The organism is Streptomyces sp. NBC_00370 (genome assembly GCF_036084755.1).
GTDB lineage: Bacteria > Actinomycetota > Actinomycetes > Streptomycetales > Streptomycetaceae > Streptomyces.
The window spans coordinates 2,242,667-2,264,758 of the sequence record NZ_CP107968.1 but is presented as its reverse complement, the minus strand read 5'-3'; the positions used below and the strand labels follow the sequence as shown (position 1 = coordinate 2,264,758).

The window sequence follows — 22,092 nt, the reverse complement described above, 5'->3', positions numbered from 1 at the left end:
TGCACCTGTCTACGCGCGTCATCATAGGGCCATGCGAATTCCCCCACGTATCGCCGCCCTCGGCGGACTCGTCGCCCTGACCTCCACGCTCCTTGTCGGCGGTATCTCCGCCTCCGCCACAGCGGCCCCGGCCGCCGTCGGCAGCATCTGCTACGGCAGCCTCCCCTCCCAGGCCCACCACACCCTCGACCTCATCGAGGCCGGCGGCCCGTTCCCGTACTCCCAGGACGGTGCCGTCTTCCAGAACCGCGAGCACCTGCTGCCCAGCCAGTCGAGCAGCTACTACCACGAGTACACCGTGGTGACGCCCGGCTCTCCCGACCGTGGCGCGCGCCGCATCATCACCGGCAAGAAGAGCAACGAGGACTACTACACCGCCGACCACTACGCGTCGTTCAAGCTCGTCAACTACAGCTGCTGAGCACGGACGACCGCTGACCGCCGACCGCCGACGACCGCACGGAAAGGTAACCTCCGCCCCATGACGGTGACGTATGTGATCGACGGGGCGGAGGTCACCGACCTCCAGCGTTTCTGGCAGGCGATCGGCGCCGCCGTGAACGGCCCCGGCGGCTATTTCGGCAGCAATCTCGACGCGTTCGCCGACTGCCTGAGCGGCGGGTACGGCACGCCGGACGACGGCGACTTCGTCATCGAATGGCGCCGGCACGACCTGTCCCGGGCCGCCCTCGGCCACCAGGAGACCGCGGTGGCGCTCCAGCGGCGGCTCGCCAACGCCCACCCTGCCAACCGGGCGGCGATCGAAGGCGAGTTGGCCGAGGCCAAGGCCGGCAGGGGGCCCACTGTCTTCGACTGGCTGGTGCAGATCATCGAGGAGAAGGCACCGGGCACCCTGCGACTGCTCTGACGGTCCGTCATGCCCGACCGCCCGTCAGGCGTGGCTGCGGCGCGGCAGCGTGGACTCCAGCCTGAGCCGGTCCTCGCCGTCGGGGACGTAGCGCACCGCGTCCAGCGCCGTGGCGCGCGCGTGCCCCGCCGGATCCTCCTCCGCGAGGATCCGGGCCAACGCGTCGACGGCGCGCGCGTCCTGACGTACCGCCAGGCCGTACGCCGCCCACGCCGCCGTCCCGGCGTCCGGGTCGTCGAGCCGGGCCGCCAGCGCCTCGCGGAGCTCCGCAGCGTCGGCCGGTACGCCCGCCAGCGCCGGGACCGCCCCCGCCCTGACCGACGCCCACGCGTCCCCGCTCAGGGCGACCAGCGCCCGTACGGCCCCGCCGTCGGCGCCCGGCGCCGCGGCCAGGACCTCGCGCAGCGCCAGCGCCACCGACCGCCGTACACCGCCATCCGGGTGGCCCGCGTGGCGCAGGATCTCCGGGAGCGCCGACGGATCGCCGCACCGCCCCAGCGCCCGCACGGCCGCACACGCCGGTTCAGGTTCTTCCGCCGTCCGGGACAGCTCGCCCAGCAGCGCCACCGCCCGCGCGGTGAACGGACCCGCACCCGCGTCGCCGTTCGCGTCCTGCGTGCCGTGCGCCGGAGCCGAACCCAGCCTGCCCAGCGCGTCGGCGGCGAAGGCCCGGCGCAGCGGATCGTCGCTCGCACACCACGCGGCGACCGACTGGAACGTTTCCTCATCGCCGCGCCGCCACAGCGCGGCCACCGACTCCAGCCAGTCGTCACGCTCCGGATCGCCGCACCGCAGCGCGCGCAGCGCCAGCTCCTCGTACGGCGTCGCGACCGCCAGCTCCGCCTCCAGCACCGTAGCGACGGCCGCGTGGCCGGTCTGCTGCTCCCGGCCCGCCACCGGGGTGCCGTCGTCCCGTACCAGCTCCACCAGGACGCTCTGCGAGCCGTCGGCGACGATCCGGCGCACCACCGTCCCGTAGCCGTCCCCGTAGGCGTGCCGCAGCCCCGCGCGCAGCTCGTGCTCCACGTCCAGCGCCGACCAGCGCAGCGCCTCGGCGAGCGCCGCCTCCCGCGCGCCCTCGTCGTGGAGCCCGGCGCCGTGCCGCAGCAGTGCCCGTACGGCGGCGGGCGAGCCCCTGCGGGCGGCCAGCACCAGCGGCCGCTCCCCGCCGGGCCCCGGCAGATCGGGGTCGGCGCCGTGCTCCAGCAGCGCCTCCAGCGTGTCGGCGAAGCCCTGCACGACCGCCCAGGCGACGGCGGTGAACCCGAACGCCTCACGCCGGTCGGGCTGCGCGCCACCGGCGAGCAGCGCCCGTACGACCTCGGTGTGCCCGCCGCACGCGGCGCCGCAGAGCGGCAGGTCCGCGCCGTCCTCGCCGCTCGCCCGGTCCGGATCCGCCCCGGCGGCCAGCAGCAGCCGCGCCACGCCCGGCTCGTCGCTGACCGCCGCCAGGTACAGCGCGCTCTGCCCGTCCTCGTCGGTGGCCTCGGCCGGCACCCCGGCCCTGAGCAGTTGGACAACGGTGTCCTGCGCCCCGCCGTAGACAGCGGCGAACAGACCCTGGACACCCGCCGTGGGCTCACCGGTCATGCTTCGATCCCAGGGTCTGCCGTTCGTCATGACCCTCACGCCCCTCGGGGGCGCGCCTTTCCCTCACGTATCGCATTCGAGCACGGTCCTGCACAGCCCGCACCGGGCTCTGACCCGGCCCCGGACCGGTACCCGGATCCGCTGTTGGCATGTGGGGCAGGCGAACGCGACCCGCAGTCCGTCCCCGACCCGCTCGAAGGCGTACGGCATGCCGGGGTCGGCCGCCGGGGGAGCGGCGGAGTGGTCCAGCGCGTAGCGGCGGTCCTTGGCGTAGCGGTGCCTGCCCGCCCAGCCGGCCGTCGTCAGCGGCGGCTGCTGCTCGTCCCGCAGCGCCTGCGCCCTGCCCTTCGTGTACGCGGTGTACCCCTGCGGGCTGGTGAACCAGATCCGGGGGTCCTCCTCGAAGACCAGCGCCCGCTTCGCGAGCACGTAACCGAACTCCTCGGGGGTGAGGTAGCCGAGCTTCTGGCTGGAGTCGCGGTCCTCGCGGTACGCGTCGAGCAGCAGCCACCCGGCGCCGAGGTACGTCGTGGCCGTGTCGGTGAGGATCTCGTTGTCCCGGGTGCCGGGGAAGCTGAGCCCGAGCCGGTGCAGCAGGACATGGGTGATCTCGTGCGCGAGGGCGGCGCCGATGTCCCTGCGATGGGTACGGAACCGGTCGTTCAGCTCGATGAAGTACTCGGGTCCCGCGGTCAGCTCGACGCTCGCCGCGTGCTCCATCTCGGAGAAGCTCACGATCATCCGCGCGTCCGGCAGCCGCAGCTGCTGGACCAGCGCGCGGGCCACCCGCTGCGCGCCGAGGTGCAGATCGTCCACGTCGGAGAAGGCGACGTCGGCGGGGGCGACGCTCGGCGCGTACGAGAGGATCGTGTCCGGCGAGAGCCGCCGGTACAGGGCGGTCAGGGCCGCGCGGACCGTGTCGAGATGCGGGTAGCCGTGGACGACCTCACTGGCGTCTCTCACATCAGCACCCCCACTGCGAGGCCGCACAGCGGTGTGGCGGCCGGCCCGCGTCAAGAATACGGCGGGCGGGCCGATGGCCGAAAACAGCCACTTGTGGCGACCTCTGCGGGCTCTCCATACTCCGGACCAACATTTGTCGGGCACATGACATCCCATGGGCCCGGCGGAGTACGAACCCGTCCCCCACGAAGGGCAGTCCGTTGAAGCAGCTCCTGCGCACCCTCAAGAGATGCGCCGCCGCCGGCGCCGTCATCCTCGCAGCCGTCAGCCTCCAGCCCTCCTCCGCATCGGCGGCGCCCGCGCCGGTCGTCGGCGGCACCCGCGCCGCCCAGGGCGAATTCCCGTTCATGGTCCGCCTGTCCATGGGCTGCGGCGGCGCGCTCTACGCGCCCAACATCGTCCTCACCGCCGCCCACTGCGTCGACGGAAGCGGCAACAACACCAGCATCACGGCCACGGCGGGCGTCGTGGACCTGCAGAGCTCCAGCGCGGTCAAGGTCAAGTCCACCAAGGTCCTGCAGGCCCCCGGCTACAACGGCTACGGCAAGGACTGGGCGCTGATCAAGCTCGCCAAGAACATCAACCAGCCCACCCTGAAGATCGCCACCACCACCGCCTACGACAGCGGCACCTTCACCATCGCGGGCTGGGGCTCGGCCAGCGAGAACGGCGCCCAGCAGCGCTACCTGCTCAAGGCCACCGTGCCGTTCGTCTCCGACACCTCCTGCCGCGCGTCCTACGGCAGCGACCTCGTCGCGAGCGACGAGATCTGCGCGGGCTACGCCCAGGGCGGCACCGACACCTGCCAGGGCGACTCCGGCGGACCCATGTTCCGCAAGGACAACGCCGGCGCCTGGATCCAGGTCGGCATCGTGAGCTGGGGCAACGGCTGCGCCCGGGCCGGCTACCCCGGCGTCTACAGCCAGGTGTCCACCTTCGCCTCCGCCATCGCGTCGGCCGCGGCCGGACTGTGACCTGAGCTGACACCACCGGAACGGGACACGCGTACGAACTGGCGCACCGCACCACCCGTACGCGTGTCCCGCATCCTGAGCAGCCTCCCGCCCGGACCGCCCGCTCCGTCTAAGCTGCCCGACCATGACCACGAGCGACCCGGCCGACGACGCGTCCGTAACAGCCGAGCTGAACCGCCTCCGCGGGAGTATCGACAACATCGACGCCGCCGTCGTGCACATGCTCGCCGAACGCTTCAAGTGCACCCAGCAGGTCGGCCACCTCAAGGCGGCCCACCACCTGCCGCCCGCCGACCCGGCGCGCGAGGCCCGGCAGATCGCCCGGCTGCGCAGCCTCGCCGAAAGCGCCAAGCTGGACCCGGCCTTCGCCGAGAAGCTGCTCAACTTCATCGTGGCCGAGGTGATCCGCCACCACGAGACGATCGCGGGCGCCCGCGGCGACGCGGAACAGCGCCCCTAGGCCGGGTCCGCGAAGTCGCGTCCGGCTCACGATGCCCGGCACGCACGCTCGCGGCCACTCCCTGGCGCGCTCCCGGCAGCACCCGCGGGCCCCGACCGCGGACGACGGCACGGCGCGGGCGCCCGGTCAGGGGTGCGCGCGGGGCTTCGGCCGCTCGCAGAACCCTGCTGCACTCGTCCGTGGCCATCAGGCAGCATGGCCCCATGTCCGTACTGACGCGCGACGAAGCGCAGACCCGTGCCCGGCTCCTCGAAGTCCACCGGTACTCGATCAGCCTCGATCTGACCACCGGCGACGACACCTTCGACTCCCGCACCACCATCCACTTCACCACCCGGGCTGCCGGAGACACCTTCGTCGAACTCAGGCCGGCCGCACTGCGCACCCTCACCCTCGACGGCCACCCGCTCGACCCCGGCGCGCTCACCGGCAACCGGCTGGCCCTCACCGGGCTCGACCCCGGCGCACACGAGCTGCGCGTCGAGGCCGACATGCCGTACTCGCACACCGGCGAAGGCATGCACCGCTTCACCGACCCGGCCGACGGTGAGACCTACCTCTACACCTCGCTCGGCCCCAGCGACGTCGCCTGCGTCTTCCCCGCCTTCGACCAGCCCGACCTCAAGGCCGTCTTCGAACTCGACGTCACGGCGCCCGAAGAGTGGACCGTGCTCGGCAACGGCGTCGCCACCCACAACGGCGCGGGACACTGGAGCCTCGCCCCCACGCCCCGGATCTCCACCTATCTCGTCGCCGTCGCCGCGGGACCCTGGCACTCCGTACGCACCGAACACGCCGGACTGCCCTTCGGCATCCACTGCCGCCGCTCCCTCGCGCCCCACCTCGACGTGGACGCCGACGAGATCCTCGGTCTCACCCGCGCCTGCTTCGACCGCTACCACGAGAAGTTCGAGGAGCCCTACCCCTTCGACTCCTACGACCAGGCGTTCGTCCCCGAGTTCAACTGGGGCGCCATGGAGAACCCCGGACTCGTCACCTTCCGCGACGAGTTCATCTACCGCTCGGCGGTCACCGACACCGAACGCCAGACCCGCGCCATGGTCATCGCCCACGAAATGGCCCACATGTGGTTCGGCGACCTCGTCACCCTCGCCTGGTGGGACGACATCTGGCTCAACGAGTCGTTCGCCGAGTACATGGGCTACCAGACCCTCACCGAAGCCACCCACTACACCGACACCTGGGTCGACTTCGGCATCGGACGCAAGGCCTGGGGGTACGACGCCGACCAGCGGCCCACCACGCACCCCGTCGCCCCCGACCCCGAAGCCGTCCCCGACGTGGACGCCGCCATGCTCAACTTCGACGGCATCTCCTACGCCAAGGGCGCCTCGGCGCTGCGCCAACTCGTCGCCTGGCTCGGTGAGAAGGACTTCCTCGCCGGCATCAACACCCACTTCGCCCGGCACAAGTTCGGCAACGCCACCCTCGCCGACTTCATCGACTCCCTCGGCCAGGCCACCGAACGCGACGTGCACGCCTGGGCCGACGCGTGGCTGCGCACCACCGGCGTCGACACCCTCACCCCCACCGTCACCCAGACCGGCGACGGCTGGAGCCTCGACGTCGCGCACGACGGCAGCCGTCCCCACCACATCACCGTCGGCACCTACGACATCGACGTCGTCGACCCGGGCCGGCTCGTCCGGCGCGACCGCCTCGACCTCGACATCCCCCGCACCGAAGGGCCCCTCACCCGCCCCGGCGCGCGGCCCGCCCTCGTCGTGCTCAACGACGGCGACCTCACCTACGCCAAGATCCGGCTCGACCCCGAATCCTGGGCCATCGCGCTCAGTTCGCTCTCCGGCATTCCCGACCCGCTCACCCGCGCCGTCATCTGGAACGCCGCACGCGACATGGTCCGCGACGGCCAGCTCGCCCCCGCCGACCACCTCGACGCCGCCCGCGCCCACCTCCCGCACGAGCCCGACCTCGCCATCGTCCAGGGTGTCCTCGCCTTCGCCGCCACCCACGTCACCGACCGCTACCTCCCGGCGCCCCAGCGGCACACCGCGCTCGCCACCCTCACCGACATCTGCCGCGACCTGATCCGCCGCACCGAGGACGGCAGCAACCCGGGGCTGCGCCTCACCGCCGTACGGCACTTCATCGACGCGGCCACCCAACCCGCCGCCATCCAGGACTGGCTGGACTCGGGCGGTGTCCCCGGCGGCCCCGACCTCGACCCCGAACTGCGCTGGCGCGTCCTCACCCGCCTCGCCGTACTCGGCGCCGTCGACGAGCCCGCCATCGCCGCCGAACTCGACCGCGACCCCAGCGCCACCGGACAGGAAGGCGCCGCTCGCTGCCGGGCCGCACTCCCCGGCCCCGAGGCCAAAGCAGCCGCCTGGGCCCGGCTGTTCACCGACGACACCCTGTCCAACTACCTCTTCACCGCCACCGCGCAAGGCTTCTGGCAGCCCGAACAGACGGACGTGCTGCGTGACTACGTACCCCGCTACTACACCGACGCCGCCACGCTCGCGGCCCGGCGCGGCACCGCCATCGCCGAAGCCGTCGGCCGGCACGCCTTCCCCCAGTACGCCGTCGACGAGGAAAACCTCCGCCTCGGCAGGGAAGCCCTCGACCACGGCGAGCTGACCCCGTCGCTGCGCCGCAAACTGGCCGACCAGATCGACGACCTCGCCCGCGCCCTGCGCGTACGCGAAGCCTGATCCGCGCAATCCGAGACGCGCATTCCGACACGCGCATTCCGGTACGCGAGGACGCGGCCGGTACCGACCCCAGCCACCGGGGCCGGTGCAGGCCGCGCCCAAACCACCCTCAAGGGGCAATACCGGTGCCGGGCACGGGTCGTTGAACACCGGGGCAGTCCAGCCCCCGAAGGCCCTGTCACCCTCGTGGAAGGCACCGCAGCCGATGACCACCCCACACGCCCCCGACGACCTCAACCAGCCGCACGACCTGGTGGGCATCGGCATCGGCCCGTTCAACCTCTCCCTCGCCGCGCTCGCCGACGGCGTGCACGGCGGCATCAGGGCCGCCTTCTTCGACCAGAACCCGTCCTTCGAGTGGCACCCGGGGATGCTCATCGAGGGCGCCGGCCTCCAAGTGCCCTTCCTCGCCGACCTCGTCACCCTCGCCGACCCCGCGAACCCCTGGTCCTTCCTCAGCTATCTGCGCGCCCGCGAGCGGCTGTACCCCTTCTACTTCGCCGAGCGCTTCCACATCCAGCGCGCCGAGTACGACGCCTACTGCCGCTGGGTCAGTGAACAACTCCCCGCGCTGCACTTCGGGCATCAGGTCGACGCGGTCCGCTGGAACCCCGAACGCGGCCTCTACGAAGTCGACTTCACCCAGCTCGACGGTGAAGGCGAGGCGGAAGCCCTCGGCCGCACCTACACCCGCAACATCGCTCTCGGCGTCGGCACCGAGCCGTACATCCCCGACCCGCTCAAACCCCTCGTCGAGACACCCGCCGTGCCCGTCATCCACGCGGCCGACTACCTCGACCACCGCGAACGGATCCTCGCCGCCGAGCACATCACCGTCATCGGCTCGGGCCAGTCCGGCGCCGAGGTCTTCCTCGACCTGCTCCGCGCCCGCCCGGCCGGCGCCGAGAAACTACACTGGCTCGCCCGCACCGAGGCGTTCGCCCCCATGGAGTACTCGAAGCTCGGCCTCGAACACTTCACGCCCGACTACACCCACTACTTCCACGCGCTGCCCGAACACGTGCGCGGCGAACTGCTGCCCAGGCAATGGCAGTTGCACAAGGGCATCGACGCCGACACCATCGCGGCCATCCACGACGAGCTCTACCGCCGGACCCTGCACGGCGGCTGGCCCGACGCCGTCCTCACCCCCGGGGTCAACGTCCGCACGGCGGGCCGGGTCGCCACCACCAAGGTCGAACTCCACCTCGAACACACCCAGCAGGGCGCCAGGTCCCGGCTCACCACCGACGCCGTCGTCCTCGCCACCGGCTACCGGGAACGTCCCCTCGACCGGATCCTCGCCGGACTCGACCCCTACATGCGGCGCGACGCCGCCACCCGGCCGCGCGTCGACGAACACCACCGGCTCGTCCTCGACCCGTCCGTCACCGGATCCGTCTATGTCCAGAACGCCGAACGGCACAGCCACGGCGTCGGAGCCCCCGACCTCGGCCTCGCCGCCTGGCGCAGCGCCACCATCCTCAACCACCTGACCGGCAACGAGCCCTACCCGCTGCCCCGGCGCACCGCCTTCACCAGCTTCGGACTCGACGGGCAGGACCGGACCCGCAAGGTGCCCGCACCCAGGGGCCTGGTCCCGCTCACCGAAGTCCGCTGAAACAGCTGGAACGTCCCTAGAAGACCGGCGTACCGTCCCGCGTCAGCTTCCAGTCCACCGAGGCGAACGACGCGGGATCGACGGAACCCGCCGCCTGCACCCACGCGATGATCGTGTTACGGATCTCGTCCGAATTGGCCCACACCTGCTGGGCCGTCGCCACCTGCGGGAAGTTACCGCCGCCGCTCGCCCGGTAGTTGTTCACCGCCAGCACGAACCGCGCCGCCGGGTCCAGCGCGTTGCCCTCGAACCGCAGATTGGCGATCCGCGACCCGGCCGGCTTCGCGATGTCGATCTCGTACGTCAGCCCCGACACCGCGTCGTAGTTGTAGTCCGGTGTGTTGCCCGCGTTCGTCAGCTTCGCCGGGTCCACCGGAGCGCCCGCCGCCGTCTGCACGTAGTACCGCGCCGAGAACTCCAGGTACTCCTGGATCTGAGCCCCCGTCAGCAGCCGCGCCTCCAGGGTGTTCTCGAACGGGTACAGCCCCGCCGCGTCCTTGATCGTCACATTGCCCGCCGGGATGACGGCCGTACGGGAGAAGCACGACGCCTGCGACAGCACCGGCAGCGCCGCGTACTCGCCGCCCGCCAGCGCCGCCTTCACCGTCTCCGTCTGCACATGGTTGATCAGATCGATGATCGGCTCGTCCTTCCAGGCCGCCTCGGCCGTCGTCATCGTCACCGACGACGTACCGATCACCTGGTTCACATACGCCACGACCTTGCGATGCTCGCCCGAGAGCATCTTGGTGATCTTCTTGTCCTCGACGGCCGTGTTCGAGTTCAGCACCTTGGAGGCGACCCGCTCCACCGACCAGCCGCCCCGCTCCCAGACCAGGTCGAAGTCGAACACCGTCAGCCGCTGGCCCCACTTGAGCGGCTCCGACAGCACCACCTCCTTGCCGGACTCCTTGTTGACCACCCGCCGCTCCGGGATCTCCACATGCGCGTGGCCCACCAGGATCGCGTCGATCCCCGGCACCTGCTCCGCCACCAGCGCCGCCGCGTTCTCCACGTACGGCACCTGGTCGCCGTACGAGGACGTGCCGTCGGCGCCCGAGTGCGCGGAGACGATCACGACGTCCGCGCCCATCGAGCGGAGCTTCGGCACCCACTTCGCCGCCTGCTCCTCCAGACCGGGGAACGTCATCTTCCCCTGCACATTGACCTTGTCCCAGATCGCGATCCCCGGGTTCGTCAGCCCCAGCACCGCCACCCGCACCTCACGGCCCTGCGGGGTGCGCAGCTTCTTGATCACATACGGCGCGAAGGCGGGACGCAGCGTCTTCGCGTCCAGGGCGTTGGCCCCCAACAGCGGGAAGTCGCACTGCTCCTCGAACTTCCGCAGCACCGGAATGCCGTAGTTGAACTCGTGATTGCCCAACGCCGCCGCGTCGTAGCCGATCGCGTTCATCGCCTGCGCCATCGGATGCACCGGGCCGTGCTTCGCGGTGATCGGGTCGACCTTCGCGTAGTAGTACGAGAGCTGGGTGCCCTGGATCGTGTCACCCGCGTCGATCAGCAGCGTGTTGCGACGGCCGCGCTCCCGGCGGATCCCGTCCACCATCGTCGAGATCTTCGCCAGGCCCACATCGTTGTGCGCCGCGTCGTCGAACTCCTTGTCGGTGAAGTAGTCCCAGTTCAGCGCGTTACCGTGCAGATCCGTCGTACCCAGCACCGTGAACGAGTAGCGCTGGGGCGCGTGGCCGCCGCCGTGACCCGGCTTGTGACCGTGTGCCTCGGCCGGCGCAGCGACCCCTCCCACCAACGCCGCACCCGCACCGGCCACAGCCGAACTCCCCAGGAAAGTCCTACGATCCAGCGACATGCCACTCCCTCGTCCAACCCGATCCCGATGAAACAACGCGCGTAGATAATGACCCACGAGCCCCCGCCGGACAACACCTGCCAGAGTGAACACCTGTCTTGTCGCCGCCCCAACTCCCCGCCCGCGAAGGAGCAAACACCCATGACGGCCGAAACGCCCACGGACACCGCCGTCCCCTACGGCACCCCCGGCACCCCGCGCGTCGCCGTGCGCGGCGAAGCGCGCCTCGAAGTCGACCCCGAGATCGCCCGCATCAGCATCGCCGTCGACGCCCGCGGCACCGACCGGCGCACCGCGCTGGAAGACCTCACCCGCCGTAACAGCCAGGTCCTCGACCTGGTCAAGAGCTACGGCGAGGCCGTCGAGAAGATCGAGACCGGCGCGTTCTCCATCAGCCCCGAACTCACCCGGCGCGGCCGCACCGAACGTATCCGCACCTACCACGGCCGGGTCCATCTCACCGCCGAACTCAACGACTTCACCGCACTCGGCGAACTCACCACCCGCCTCGCCGACCTCGACCTCACCCATGTCACCGGCCCCTGGTGGGCGCTGCGCCCCGACTCGCCCGCCCGGGGCGACGCCCGCCGCCAGGCCGTACGCGAAGCGGTGCAGCGCGCCCGCGAATACGCCGAAGCCGTCGGCGCCGACCTCGCGGCCCTCGTGGAACTCGCCGACCTCGGCGCCGAGAACAGCGCAGCGGCCTACGCGCCCCCCGCCCCCGGCGGCGCCATGCGCAGCCGCGCGTCCTTCGGCGCCGACCAGGAGGAAGAAGCCCCCGCGCTCGATCTCGAACCGCAGCGGCAGACCGTTTACGCACAGGTGAATGCCCGCTTCACCATGACACCGCCCGACCTCGGCGCGTAACCGAAAAGGCCGGGGAATTGCTCAAAAGAGCGACCCCCCGCACAATTCAAGCCTTGTCAACAACCTTTCACCCGGAGGTTGTTACCTCGTCATTCCGGTCCAATTACCTACCCGCCGGTAAGGTCTACTCTCGATATATGCGCCGAGCAAAGATCGTCTGTACCCTGGGGCCCGCAACCGACTCGTACGACCAGATAAAAGCCCTGGTCGAAGCCGGAATGGACGTCGCGAGACTCAATCTCAGCCACGGCACTTACGCCGAGCACGAGGACCGGTACCAGCGGGTACGCAAAGCGGCGGACGAGACGGGCCGCAATGTCGGAATCCTCGCCGACCTTCAAGGCCCGAAGATCCGACTCGGCACCTTCCGGGAAGGCCCGGTACTGCTTGAACGCGGCGACGCGTTCACCATCACCGTCGAACCCCACCACGGCGACCGCCACACCTGCGGCACCACCTACCCCGGGCTCGCCGCCGACGTCACCGCCGGTGAACGCATCCTGGTCGACGACGGGAAAGTCACCCTCGAAGTCACCGAGGTCGACGGACCGCGCGTCCGCACCACGGTCGTCGAAGGCGGCATGGTCTCCGACCACAAAGGACTCAACCTCCCCGGCGTCGCCGTCTCCGTCCCCGCACTCAGCGAAAAGGACATCGACGACCTCCGCTGGGCGCTGCGCACCGGCGCCGACGTCATCGCCCTCTCCTTCGTACGCAGCGGGGCGGACATCGTCGACGTCCACCGGATCATGGACGAAGAAGGCCGGCGCCTCCCCGTCATCGCCAAAGTCGAAAAGCCCCAGGCCGTCGAGAACATCGACGGCATCGTGGCCGCTTTCGACGGGATCATGGTCGCGCGCGGCGACCTCGGCGTGGAAATGCCCCTCGAACAAGTCCCCATGGTCCAGAAGCGCGCCGTGAACCTCGCCCGGCGCAACGCCAAACCGGTCATCGTCGCCACGCAGATGCTCGACTCCATGATCGAGAACAGCCGCCCCACCCGCGCGGAGGCCTCCGACGTCGCCAACGCCGTCATCGACGGCACGGACGCGGTCATGCTCTCCGGCGAGACCAGCGTCGGAAAGTACCCGGTCGAAACGGTCCGGACGATGGGCCGCATCGTCGAGGCGGCGGAGGAGGACATCCTCGCCAAGGGCCTCCCGGAACTGACCGAAAGCAGCAAACCCCGCACCCAGGGCGGCGCCGTCGCCCGCGCCGCAGCGGAAATGGGCGACTTCCTCGGCGCGACGGCCCTGGTCGCCTTCACCCAGTCCGGCGACACGGTCAAACGCCTCTCCCGCTACCGCTCCCCGATCCCCCTCCTGGCCTTCACCCCCGACCCGGCCACCCGCAGCCAGCTCAACCTCACCTGGGGCACGGAAACGTTCCTGGGCCCGTACGTGGACACGACGGACGCGATGGTCGACCAGGTCGACGAACTACTCCTGAGCAGCGGCCGCTGCCGGCAGGGCGACATAGTAGTGATCACGGCGGGCTCCCCGCCGGGCGTAGCAGGCACGACCAACATGGTCCGCGTCCACCACATCGGCGAGGACGACAGCCCGAAGTAGCGGATCAGTACTTGGGCCCGACGTACGCGTCCATCAGCGCGACGGACGCACGGCGGGCAACGGAAATGTTCTTGTCGTTGGCCCGCTTCCAGGCGACGCCGACCTGTGACGAGCCGGGTCGTCCAGTTCATGATCCGGCGCCCGTCGGGAGTGCACGAGCGCGCGCACGAGTTCCCACGGACGCTCCCGGCCGCACCGTCAGGATGGCCGTGCGGCACCGTTCTATGAGTCCGGGCCAGGCGTCGGCGCACGCGATACGCAGGTACTGGCCGCCGTGCGGATGCGGGCTTATGCAGCCGTCGCCGAGGTAGAGGCCCAAGAGGTAGCTGTACGTGGCGGTGTCGGCCGGAGGCGCGGGGCAGGGGCGAGTCATGCACGCACTGTGTGTGATGTCTCGTGCCTCTGTGTAACGAAAAGTGGATGTTCACCGGAACGTGAACATCCACTTTCATCGCATTGGTGCCGGGTACGGGACTCGAACCCGTATGTCCTTTCGGACAGATGTGTTTGAGACATCCGCGTAAGCCATTCCGCCAACCCGGCCAGATTGCTGATGAGATTGTACCCGGTGACCAATGGGTGCATCAGCTAGGTAGGCTCATGGATGCAGCCTGCGCCCCGCTACAAGGAGCTCCCCGTGACCACCCCCGAGTCGCCCCAGCCCGTCGACGATGACGACAAGTCGCACGTCCCGCCGCTGACGACGCGTGTCGTCATCGCCGAGGACGAGGCGCTGATCCGTCTCGATCTCAAGGAGATGCTCGAAGAAGAGGGCTATTCCGTCGTCGGTGAGGCCGGGGACGGGCAGCAGGCTGTGGAGTTGGCGCGGGAGCACCGGCCCGATCTGGTGATCCTGGATGTGAAGATGCCCGTCCTGGACGGGATCTCCGCCGCCGAGCAGATCGCCGCCGAGTCCATCGCGCCGGTCCTGATGCTGACCGCGTTCTCGCAGCGCGATCTCGTGGAGCGGGCCCGGGACGCCGGGGCCATGGCGTATCTGGTGAAGCCGTTCAGCAAGAGTGACGTGGTGCCGGCCATCGAGATGGCGGTCTCGCGGTTCACCGAGCTGCGGACGCTGGAGCAGGAGGTCGCCGACCTCACGCAGCGGCTGGAGACACGGAAGCTGGTGGACCGGGCGAAGTCCGTTCTGCAGACGCAGTACGGGCTGACGGAGCCGGCCGCGTTCCGGTGGATCCAGAAGACGTCGATGGACCGCCGGCTGTCGATGCAGCAGGTCGCCGAGGCGGTCATCGAGGACGCCGAGGAGAAGAAGGCCGCCAAGGGCGAGCAGGGCTCGTAGTACGGGACCATGGCTGAGGCCCGCCCCCGGATGTGTTCCGGGGGCGGGCCTCAGTCGTATCCGTGCGGCGTATCGGTGGTGTATCGGCGGCGTCAGTCCTCGCCGAGGTACGCCTTCCGCACCGACTCGTCGTGCAGCAGGTCCTGTCCCGTGCCGGAAAGGACGATGCTGCCGATTTCCATGACGTGCCCGTGGTCGGCGAGCGACAGAGCCGCCTGCGCGTTCTGCTCGACGAGCAGGATCGTCGTGCCGGCCGCCTTGAGTTCCACGATGGTCGCCATGATCTTCTGCATCATGATGGGGGAGAGGCCCATGGAGGGCTCGTCCAGCATGAGCAGTTTCGGCTGGGACATCAGGGCGCGGCCCATGGCGAGCATTTGCTGTTCGCCGCCGGAGAGCGTGCCCGCAGCCTGCTTCCGGCGTTCCCCGAGAATGGGGAAGAGGTCGTAGGCGCGCTGGATGTCCTTTTCGATGCCCGCCTTGTCCGTCCGGAGAAACGCTCCGAGCTGGAGGTTTTCCGCGATGGTGAGGCGGGGGAAGATGTGCCGGCCTTCGGGGGAGTGGGCGAGCCCGAGGGAGACGATTTTGTGCGCGGGGATTCCGGCGAGTGGTTTCCCGTCGAAGCTGATACGGCCGCCGGCCGGCTTGAGCAGCCCGGAAAGGGTGCGCAAGGTGGTGGTCTTGCCCGCGCCGTTGGTGCCGATGAGGGTGACGACCTGGCCGGCTTCGACGCTGAAGGAGATTCCCTTGACGGCTTCGATCTTGCCGTAGGCGACTTTGAGGTCTTCGACTTCGAGCAGCGCGGTCATTTGGTGTCTCCTTCCGCGTTTCCGGCGGCGGGGCCGGCGGGAGTGGCGGGAGTGGCCTCGTCGGCGCCGTTGGTGTCGTCGTCCATGGGCGTGCCGAGGTACGCGGCGATGACGCGTTCGTCGGCCTGGACGACGTCGGGGGTGCCTTCGACGAGCTTTTCGCCCTGGACGAGACAGGCCACCCGGTCGCACAGGTTGAAGATGAAGCGCATGTCGTGCTCGATGACGAGGACGGCGATGCCCTGGTCCCGGATGGAGAAGACCAGTTCCTCGGTGGCCCGGGTCTCCTGCGGGTTCATGCCGGCTGTGGGTTCGTCGAGGAGCAGCAGCCCGGGTTCGCTGGCGAGTGCGCGGGCGATTTCGAGCTTGCGCTGTTCGCCGTAGGGGAGGTTGCGCGAGAGGTGGTCGGCCTTGTGCTGGAGGCCGATGAACTCGAGCAGTTCCATGGCGCGTGCGCGTGACTTCTCTTCGGCCTTCTTGAAGCCGGGGCCGCGGAGCAGCGCCGACCAGAGGCCTTCCTTCGTCCGGGTGTGCCGTCCGACGAGGACGTTCTCCAGGACGGTCATGTTGGCGAAGAGCCGGATGTTCTGGAAGGTCCTGGCGATGCCGGCGCTGGTGACGAGGTGCGGTTTGGCGGGGAGGACGGTGCCTTTGTAGGCGACGGTGCCCTCGGTGGGCACGTACAGCCCGGTGAGGCAGTTGAAGAACGTCGTCTTGCCCGCGCCGTTGGGGCCGATGAGCCCGACGATCTCGCCGCTGTTGACGGTGAGGTCGACGGAGCGTACGGCGGTGAGGCCGCCGAACCGCATGGTGACGCCGGTCGCCTGGAGGACGGTGGTGGTGGTCGCGGTTGTCATCGTGGTCACGCCCCCGCCTTGGTTACGCCGACGGTGCTGGTGGGGAGGGTGTCGTCGGGTGTGTCGAGTTGTCCGGTGTCGTGGAATTCGAGCTGCCGCCGCCGGTTGGCGATGATGCCTTCCGGCCGGAAGCGCATGAGCAGGACGAGTGCGATACCGAAGGCGAGCAGCTCGTAGTTCTGCAGGAAGCCGAGCTTCTCGGGGATCAGGTAGAGCAGGGTGGCACCGAGGATCGGGCCGTTGACCGTACCCATGCCGCCGAGGACGACGGCGGCCAGCAGGAAGGCCGAGTTGGGCGGCGCCGAGCCGGCGAACTGGTACGGGTTGGGCACGACGCTGTAGGTGACGTGCGCGCTGACCGTACCGGCGAGGCCGGCGAGCGAGGCGCCCAGGGCGAAGGCGATGAGCTTGACGCGGAAGCCGTTGATGCCCATGGCGGTCGCGGCTGTCTCGTCCTCGCGGATGGCGATCCAGGACCGGCCGATACGGGAGTCCGCCGCCCGGTTGAAGATGATCACGACGAGTGCCGTGATCAGCAGCATCAGGAAGAAGTAGTTGGCGAAGCGCCCGATGGTGAACGATCCGAGTTCGTGGTCGATGCCGAAGTCGAATCCGAAGAGGTTCAGGTCGGGGATGGCGGGGATGCCGTTGGGGCCGTTGGTCAGGTTCGGACCCGACGAGCCGTTCATGTTGTTGACGGCGATACGGAAGATCTCTCCGAACCCGAGGGTCACGATGGCGAGGTAGTCGCCGCGTAGCCGCAGGGTCGGCGCGCCGATGAGCACCCCGAATATCAGTGAGGCCGCGAGGCCGGTGAGCGCCGCCGCCCAGAACGGGAACTGCACTCCGGAGAAGCGGGAGAACTCGGACCCTGACACCAGGGCTGCCGCGTAGGCGCCGACGCCGAGGAAGGCGACGTACCCGAGGTCGAGGAGTCCGGTGAGGCCGACGACGATGTTCAGACCGAGGGCGACGGTGCCGAAGATGAGGATGTTGACGCCGAGGTTGGCGTTGTGGTCGTCGCTCTGGGTGAACGGGAAGATCGCCGCGGCGAGGAACGCCATGGAGGTGGCGAATCCCTTGTACCGGCCGTTGAGTTCGGAGAACCGGTCGAGGAGCCCCGAGGCGAAGACGGCCCAGGCACCGAACAGGATGAGCAGGACGAAGCCGATGAAGGTTTCGCTGTCGTCGTTGTCGATGCTGATGCCGTAGCTGAAGATGACCAGCCCGACGGCGGTGGCGAGGGTGATGATGACGCGCTGCACCCAGGGGGCCGGCATCGTGGCCTGCGGCATGGTGTCGGGCTTGGTGAGGTATTCCTGCAGCGTGTCGCCCGGGTGGGGCAGCGCGAGTGCGCCGAGCAGGGTGAGGAGCCCGCCGACGGCCGCGACATAGGCGCCGGGGTCGAGGTTGGCGAGTCCGCCGAGGTCGACGGCGATGGCGATCGCGCTGAACCAGGTGACGCTGAACGTGGCGACGGCCGCCAGGAACACCGGGTTGGTGGCGCGGGTCGGGTTGAGCCAGCGCAGCCCTCGGACGTCCCAGTGGGTGAGGACGAAGAGCAGGGCGAGCAGCGCGGCGACGATGGCGAGGATCTGCAGACCCGCGGGATAGCCGTAGACGGTGAGGTCGCCGGGGAATTCCGAGGTGTAGGTCCACGACATGAACCCGCTGATGATGGTGGCGGTCGCGCCGACGGCGGTGAGGGTGCGGGCGGCGGTGCTGGGCAGGGGGACGACGCCGCGGACGCCGGGTGTGGTGGTTTCTGTGGTCATGGTTCTCACGCCCTGTCCGCGACACGTTCGCCGAGTAGGCCTTGTGGCCTGAACAGCAGTACGAGGATGAGGAGGATGAAGGCCCAGACGGACGCCCAGCTCTGGCCGCCGAACTGTTCCATGCCGGGGATGTCGGAGATGTACGCGGTGGCCATGGCTTCGGCGAGGCCGAGGACGAGGCCGCCGAGCATGGCTCCGTAGATGTTGCCGATCCCGCCGAGCACGGCGGCGGTGAAGGCTTTGAGCCCGGCCTGGAAGCCCATGGAGTAGTCGATCTGGCCGTACTTGACGCCGTACGCGACGCCGGCGACGGCGGCGAAGAGGCCGCCGATGGCGAAGGCGATGACGATGATGCGGTTGGTGTCGATACCCATCAGCTGCGCGGTGTCGGGGTCCTGCGCGGTGGCCTGCATGGCACGCCCGGTCCGTGAGGTGCGCATGAAGTAGGCGAGCGCCGCCATGGAGACGACAGCGGCGGCCAGCAGGAAGATGTCGCCGCCCTGGATGTCCACCGAGCCGAGGTGGTAGGGCCCGAAGCCCAGCTGGGGGAACGGCCGGGCGCTCTTGGCGTCCGGGTACAGGTTGAAGACGATCTGCTGGAGCGCGAGCGAGAGGCCGATGGCGGTGATGAGTGGCGCGAGGCGTGGCGCGCCGCGTAGGGGCCGGTAGGCGAATCGTTCCGCTCCGACGGCGATGAGCACGGCGACGAGCGCGCCGCCTATCAGCATCAGAGGGAGGGCTATCCACATGGATATGCCGTCTGGCAGGACGAGATAGACCGTGAGGGCTCCGAAGCCGCCGGTCATGAATATCTCGCCGTGGGCGAAGTTGATGAGCTGGACGATGCCGTACACCATCGTGTAACCGATGGCGATCAGCCCGTACATCGAGCCGAGGAACAGCCCGTTGGCCAGCTGCTGCGGCAGGGTGTTCACCGCATGGCCTCCATGTGGGTGGTGGGGAGTGTGCGCGGGGTGGTGGGGACGGCTCGCTGTGGCGGCGCTGTCCTTGGTGGTGCGTGGGCTGTTCCCTGCGGGGTGCTACCGGCCGGAGCCCGGCACCATCACATGAGGTGTGGTGCCGGGCTCCGTGTGCGGGTTCAGCTCACTGTCGGCTCGGCGCTGTCGGCTCAGCCGGCGTCGTAGGTGCCGCTGTTGACGGCCTTCCAGGCACCCTTGGTGACCTGGTAGACGGTGAGCTGCTTGTTGGTGGTGTCGCCGTACTGGTCGAACGAGACGGGTCCTGCGATGCCCGAGAAGTTGGACTTCTGGACCTCGGCGACGACCTGCTCACGCGCGTCGTCCGGGATCTTCCCGTCCTTCACGACGTTGCCGACGGCCTTGATGATGGCGGTCGCGGCGTCGTAGGAGTAACCACCGTAGGTGCCGTAGTCACCGGGGTACTTCTTCGCCTTGTACTCGGCGATGAAGGCCTTGGCGGCGGGCAGGGTGTCCAGCGGGACACCGACGGAGGTGGCGAGGTCGCCCTCGGCGGCCGCGCCTGCCGTCTTGATGTACGTGTCGGAGAACATGCCGTCGCCGCCGAAGAGCGGGATCTTGGCGCCCGCGTCCTTGAGCTGCTTGGTGAGGATCTGCGACTCGTCGTACTGACCGCCGTAGTAGACCAGGTCGGCCTTGGAGTTCTTGATCTTGGTGACGAGGGTGGAGAAGTCCTTGTCACCGGTGTTGACGTGGTCCTGGCCCGCGACCTTGCCGCCTTGCTTGACGAAGCCCTCCTTGAAGAGCTTCGCGAGGCCGGCGCCGTAGGTCTGCTGGTCGTCGACGACGTAGACGCTCTTCTTCTTGAGGTCCTTGAAGGCGTACTGGGCGGCGAAGCCACCCTGCAGGGCGTCGGTCGTGGCGGTGCGGAAGTACGTCTTGTAGTCGCGCTTCTTCGTGCCGGTCTGCCAGTCCTTGCCCTGCGTGAGCTCGGGCGCCGTGTTGGCGGGGGAGATCTCGACGAGGTTGGCGTTCGCGAAGGTCTTCTGCATCGAGGTGGCCACACCGGAGTTGAGCGGGCCGACGACGCCGAGGACTTCCTTCTCGGCCACCAGGGCGCTGGCGTTCTGCTGGCCGGAGGCCGGCAGGGCCTTGTCGTCGAGGGCCTTGATCTTGAAGGTGACGCCGGGGACGGACTTGTTCTTGTTGGCGTCGTCGGCGGCTATCTGGGCGCCGTACTGCAGGCCGAGGCCGGTCGCGGAGTTCTGTCCGGTGAGCGGCGCGTCGACGCCGATGACCACGGTGACGTTCTTGCCGCTGTCGCCGCCGCTGGAGTCGCTGTCGTCGTCGCGCGATCCGCAGGCCGTGAGTGTGAGTGCTCCGGTGGTGAGCACGGTGGTGAGTATGAGCAACGAACGCTGTCGCACGATGAATCCTCTCCCTGGCGCGGCGGCCTCTGCTGAGGCGCCGTGTGTCTCGCCGGGCCGTACTGGCGGTGCTGGGTCGTGCTGTGGACGCGCCCGGCGGCGCGGTGACTGGGCGTGACTCTAAGCGAGGCGGGGGAGTGGGGAACCGATGAAGGTCAGGATGTGACTGTCTTGTTATGCCCCGACGGCGGGCAGCCGGGCTCCATGGGGGCAGACCGGGAGTTTCCGCACAGCCGGTTTGTGTTCACATGCTGAGAACCCGCAGTTCCGCTAAGGGGCTTGACGCGATCATGGTACTGACGGCCGGCAGATGGTCCGGATGGCGGCCGAGACGTCGGCGGCGTAGGTGCGGCTCAGCACGAAGGTCTGTTTCTGTATTGCACGCTTGTTACGGAGTGTTACATCCAGGAAAGGCAGTTCGAATCCGGCCGGTGTGCCCGCGCAGTCGTCGACCCTGATCCGCAACGTGATCCGGCGGCTGTGGTGTTCGGTCAGCGTGAACGGGGTTTCGGGCAGCGTGGTGGTGGTCAGCGCGGTGAAGGGCTGCTGCATCTCCTCGACGGTGAGGGGTGGTCCGGCCGCCGTGGTGACGGTGACCCGCAGGCTGAAGGTGTGGCTGCCCGGGTCGGGCGCGCCGACGGGTCCCGCGTAGCTGATCCGGGTGGCGTCCCCGGGCAGCGGCGCTGGTGTGACGGCTGACCGGGGCTGTCGGGTCAGCGTGTTGGCGACGGCGAGTACGACGACGAGTGCGCAGCCGGTGACGAGCAGGACGCGGCGCCACCGGGTCGCGGGCGGGAGCGGCGGTTCGGCGTCGAGGATGTCACCGGCCTGTGGCCGGACGGGGAGGGGGAGTTGCGCGTCGGACGCGGATTCGACGGGGCCGATGGCGTTCATCGGGCAGGCCCCGGCCGGTACGGGCGGCGAACCGGGCGCTGTGCGCCGGTGACGGGTCGGTCCGAGGCGTGCGGCGTGGTCCCCATGGGGGAAAGCTAGGTCGTCACCTTCGGTGACACAACCGGTTGCGCCGGGACGGTTGTTGCCGCCCCGGCGCCGCGGGGGCGGCCCGGCCCTGAGTCAGCTCCGCGGACCCGCGTCGCGCAGCAGACAGGTGAGGCGCGCGGTGCACACGCGCTTGTCGTGTTCGTCGGTGATGACGATTTCGTAGGTCGCGGTCGAGCGGCCGAGGTGAACGGGGGTGGCGATGCCGGTGACGGTGCCGCCACGTACGCCGCGGTGGTGCGTGCAGTTGAGGTCGACGCCGACGGCGACCTTGCCGCTGCGCCCGTGCAGCATCGCCCCGACGGAGCCGAGGGTTTCGGCCAGGACGGCGGAAGCGCCGCCGTGCAGCAGCCCGTACGGCTGGGTGTTGCCTTCGACGGGCATGGTGCCGACGACGCGCTCGGCGGTGGCCTCGACGATCTCGACGCCCATGCGCTCGCCGAGGTGCCCGGCGGAGAAGAGCGCGGGGAGGTCGGTGCCGAGCGCCGCGTACTCGTCGATGATGTCCTGGGGCAGTTTGATGGCGGACTGGTCACCCATGGGGCTCGG

19 protein-coding genes, 1 tRNA gene and 1 pseudogene are annotated in these 22,092 nt (G+C 69.5%); 9 read left to right on the top strand and 12 right to left on the bottom strand.

Annotated features, from left to right (window positions below; all coding sequences use genetic code 11):
- Window positions 1-31: 31 nt before the first annotated feature.
- Together OHS57_RS09840 and OHS57_RS09835 are read left to right on the top strand one after the other, a co-directional pair.
- Window positions 32-421, top strand: coding sequence for a ribonuclease domain-containing protein (locus OHS57_RS09840; protein WP_328581669.1), 390 nt, complete (start codon window positions 32-34; stop codon window positions 419-421).
- A gap of 60 nt (window positions 422-481) precedes the next feature.
- Window positions 482-868, top strand: coding sequence for a barstar family protein (locus OHS57_RS09835; protein ID WP_328581668.1), 387 nt, complete (start codon window positions 482-484; stop codon window positions 866-868).
- A 24-nt stretch (window positions 869-892) separates the two neighbouring features.
- On the opposite strand, the gene OHS57_RS09830 is transcribed toward OHS57_RS09835, so the two are convergent.
- Together OHS57_RS09830 and OHS57_RS09825 are read right to left on the bottom strand one after the other, a co-directional pair.
- Window positions 893-2,458, bottom strand: coding sequence for an ankyrin repeat domain-containing protein (locus OHS57_RS09830; protein ID WP_328581667.1), 1,566 nt, complete (start codon window positions 2,456-2,458; stop codon window positions 893-895).
- Window positions 2,459-2,521: 63 nt separating this feature from the next.
- Window positions 2,522-3,421: a hypothetical protein gene (locus OHS57_RS09825; RefSeq protein ID WP_328581666.1), complete on the bottom strand. Its 900-nt coding sequence runs from the start codon at window positions 3,419-3,421 to the stop codon at window positions 2,522-2,524.
- A gap of 200 nt (window positions 3,422-3,621) precedes the next feature.
- On the opposite strand from OHS57_RS09825, the gene OHS57_RS09820 reads away from it, so the two are divergent.
- The 4 genes from OHS57_RS09820 (at window position 3,622) to OHS57_RS09805 (ending at window position 9,172) form a co-directional block, all read left to right on the top strand.
- On the top strand, window positions 3,622-4,395 hold the full coding sequence (locus tag OHS57_RS09820) for a S1 family peptidase (RefSeq protein WP_041990819.1): 774 nt from the start codon (window positions 3,622-3,624) through the stop codon (window positions 4,393-4,395).
- Window positions 4,396-4,519: 124 nt separating this feature from the next.
- Window positions 4,520-4,855 (top strand): chorismate mutase, encoded by a 336-nt coding sequence (locus OHS57_RS09815; RefSeq protein ID WP_328581665.1) that lies wholly within the window; start codon window positions 4,520-4,522, stop codon window positions 4,853-4,855.
- Window positions 4,856-5,058: 203 nt separating this feature from the next.
- Window positions 5,059-7,551, top strand: coding sequence for an aminopeptidase N (pepN, locus tag OHS57_RS09810; protein ID WP_328581664.1), 2,493 nt, complete (start codon window positions 5,059-5,061; stop codon window positions 7,549-7,551).
- 205 nt (window positions 7,552-7,756) lie between these two features.
- A complete protein-coding gene (locus OHS57_RS09805; RefSeq protein WP_328581663.1) occupies window positions 7,757-9,172 on the top strand; it encodes a lysine N(6)-hydroxylase/L-ornithine N(5)-oxygenase family protein in 1,416 nt (471 codons plus the stop codon).
- Between the two features lie 16 nt (window positions 9,173-9,188).
- Here the strand turns inward: OHS57_RS09805 and OHS57_RS09800 are convergent, their stop codons facing one another.
- Window positions 9,189-11,000, bottom strand: coding sequence for a bifunctional metallophosphatase/5'-nucleotidase (locus OHS57_RS09800; protein ID WP_041990825.1), 1,812 nt, complete (start codon window positions 10,998-11,000; stop codon window positions 9,189-9,191).
- Between the two features lie 141 nt (window positions 11,001-11,141).
- Between OHS57_RS09800 and OHS57_RS09795 the strand changes: the two genes are divergently transcribed.
- Window positions 11,142-11,867 carry an SIMPL domain-containing protein gene (locus tag OHS57_RS09795; protein ID WP_328581662.1) on the top strand — a complete coding sequence of 242 codons (726 nt, stop codon included), beginning with the start codon at window positions 11,142-11,144 and terminating at the stop codon, window positions 11,865-11,867.
- A gap of 137 nt (window positions 11,868-12,004) precedes the next feature.
- Window positions 12,005-13,438, top strand: coding sequence for a pyruvate kinase (gene pyk / locus OHS57_RS09790; protein ID WP_328581661.1), 1,434 nt, complete (start codon window positions 12,005-12,007; stop codon window positions 13,436-13,438).
- Window positions 13,439-13,442: 4 nt separating this feature from the next.
- Here pyk and OHS57_RS09785 read toward each other — a convergent pair.
- A pseudogene (locus OHS57_RS09785) lies at window positions 13,443-13,802 on the bottom strand (hypothetical protein); the annotation flags it as partial.
- Window positions 13,803-13,895: 93 nt separating this feature from the next.
- Window positions 13,896-13,981: transfer RNA gene (locus OHS57_RS09780), tRNA-Leu, on the bottom strand.
- A 94-nt stretch (window positions 13,982-14,075) separates the two neighbouring features.
- Between OHS57_RS09780 and OHS57_RS09775 the strand changes: the two genes are divergently transcribed.
- Complete coding sequence (locus tag OHS57_RS09775; protein ID WP_041990833.1) at window positions 14,076-14,738, top strand: ANTAR domain-containing response regulator; 663 nt, start codon at window positions 14,076-14,078, stop codon at window positions 14,736-14,738.
- Between the two features lie 92 nt (window positions 14,739-14,830).
- On the opposite strand, the gene OHS57_RS09770 is transcribed toward OHS57_RS09775, so the two are convergent.
- From OHS57_RS09770 to OHS57_RS09740, 7 genes are all read right to left on the bottom strand, one after another.
- Window positions 14,831-15,547: an ABC transporter ATP-binding protein gene (locus tag OHS57_RS09770; protein ID WP_041990835.1), complete on the bottom strand. Its 717-nt coding sequence runs from the start codon at window positions 15,545-15,547 to the stop codon at window positions 14,831-14,833.
- On the bottom strand, window positions 15,544-16,404 hold the full coding sequence (locus OHS57_RS09765) for an ABC transporter ATP-binding protein (RefSeq protein WP_328585031.1): 861 nt from the start codon (window positions 16,402-16,404) through the stop codon (window positions 15,544-15,546). The genes OHS57_RS09770 and OHS57_RS09765 overlap by 4 nt, the downstream gene beginning before the upstream one ends.
- 5 nt (window positions 16,405-16,409) lie before the next feature.
- On the bottom strand, window positions 16,410-18,179 hold the full coding sequence (locus OHS57_RS09760) for a branched-chain amino acid ABC transporter permease (RefSeq protein ID WP_328581660.1): 1,770 nt from the start codon (window positions 18,177-18,179) through the stop codon (window positions 16,410-16,412).
- Window positions 18,180-18,184: 5 nt separating this feature from the next.
- The gene (locus OHS57_RS09755) at window positions 18,185-19,114 is read right to left on the bottom strand and encodes a branched-chain amino acid ABC transporter permease (RefSeq protein WP_041990838.1); all 930 of its coding nucleotides are present in this window, start codon (window positions 19,112-19,114) and stop codon (window positions 18,185-18,187) included.
- Window positions 19,115-19,308: 194 nt separating this feature from the next.
- Window positions 19,309-20,544, bottom strand: coding sequence for a branched-chain amino acid ABC transporter substrate-binding protein (locus OHS57_RS09750; RefSeq protein ID WP_328581659.1), 1,236 nt, complete (start codon window positions 20,542-20,544; stop codon window positions 19,309-19,311).
- Window positions 20,545-20,832: 288 nt separating this feature from the next.
- Window positions 20,833-21,438 carry a hypothetical protein gene (locus OHS57_RS09745; protein WP_052457143.1) on the bottom strand — a complete coding sequence of 202 codons (606 nt, stop codon included), beginning with the start codon at window positions 21,436-21,438 and terminating at the stop codon, window positions 20,833-20,835.
- Window positions 21,439-21,618: 180 nt separating this feature from the next.
- A complete protein-coding gene (locus OHS57_RS09740; protein WP_041990842.1) occupies window positions 21,619-22,083 on the bottom strand; it encodes a hotdog fold thioesterase in 465 nt (154 codons plus the stop codon).
- Window positions 22,084-22,092: the final 9 nt, after the last annotated feature.

Bases quoted from the DNA above. Each gene is read 5' to 3' on its own strand.
- OHS57_RS09800 (WP_041990825.1), bottom strand. From the start codon at position 11,000: ATGTCGCTGGATCGTAGGACTTTCCTGGGGAGTTCGGCTGTGGCCGGT.
- OHS57_RS09770 (WP_041990835.1), bottom strand. From the start codon at position 15,547: ATGACCGCGCTGCTCGAAGTCGAAGACCTCAAAGTCGCCTACGGCAAG.
- OHS57_RS09805 (WP_328581663.1), top strand. From the start codon at position 7,757: ATGACCACCCCACACGCCCCCGACGACCTCAACCAGCCGCACGACCTG.
- OHS57_RS09760 (WP_328581660.1), bottom strand. From the start codon at position 18,179: ATGACCACAGAAACCACCACACCCGGCGTCCGCGGCGTCGTCCCCCTG.
- pepN (WP_328581664.1), top strand. From the start codon at position 5,059: ATGTCCGTACTGACGCGCGACGAAGCGCAGACCCGTGCCCGGCTCCTC.
- OHS57_RS09840 (WP_328581669.1), top strand. From the start codon at position 32: ATGCGAATTCCCCCACGTATCGCCGCCCTCGGCGGACTCGTCGCCCTG.
- OHS57_RS09765 (WP_328585031.1), bottom strand. From the start codon at position 16,404: ATGACAACCGCGACCACCACCACCGTCCTCCAGGCGACCGGCGTCACC.
- OHS57_RS09795 (WP_328581662.1), top strand. From the start codon at position 11,142: ATGACGGCCGAAACGCCCACGGACACCGCCGTCCCCTACGGCACCCCC.
- OHS57_RS09835 (WP_328581668.1), top strand. From the start codon at position 482: ATGACGGTGACGTATGTGATCGACGGGGCGGAGGTCACCGACCTCCAG.
- OHS57_RS09745 (WP_052457143.1), bottom strand. From the start codon at position 21,438: ATGAACGCCATCGGCCCCGTCGAATCCGCGTCCGACGCGCAACTCCCC.
- OHS57_RS09830 (WP_328581667.1), bottom strand. From the start codon at position 2,458: ATGACCGGTGAGCCCACGGCGGGTGTCCAGGGTCTGTTCGCCGCTGTC.
- OHS57_RS09815 (WP_328581665.1), top strand. From the start codon at position 4,520: ATGACCACGAGCGACCCGGCCGACGACGCGTCCGTAACAGCCGAGCTG.
- OHS57_RS09740 (WP_041990842.1), bottom strand. From the start codon at position 22,083: ATGGGTGACCAGTCCGCCATCAAACTGCCCCAGGACATCATCGACGAG.
- pyk (WP_328581661.1), top strand. From the start codon at position 12,005: ATGCGCCGAGCAAAGATCGTCTGTACCCTGGGGCCCGCAACCGACTCG.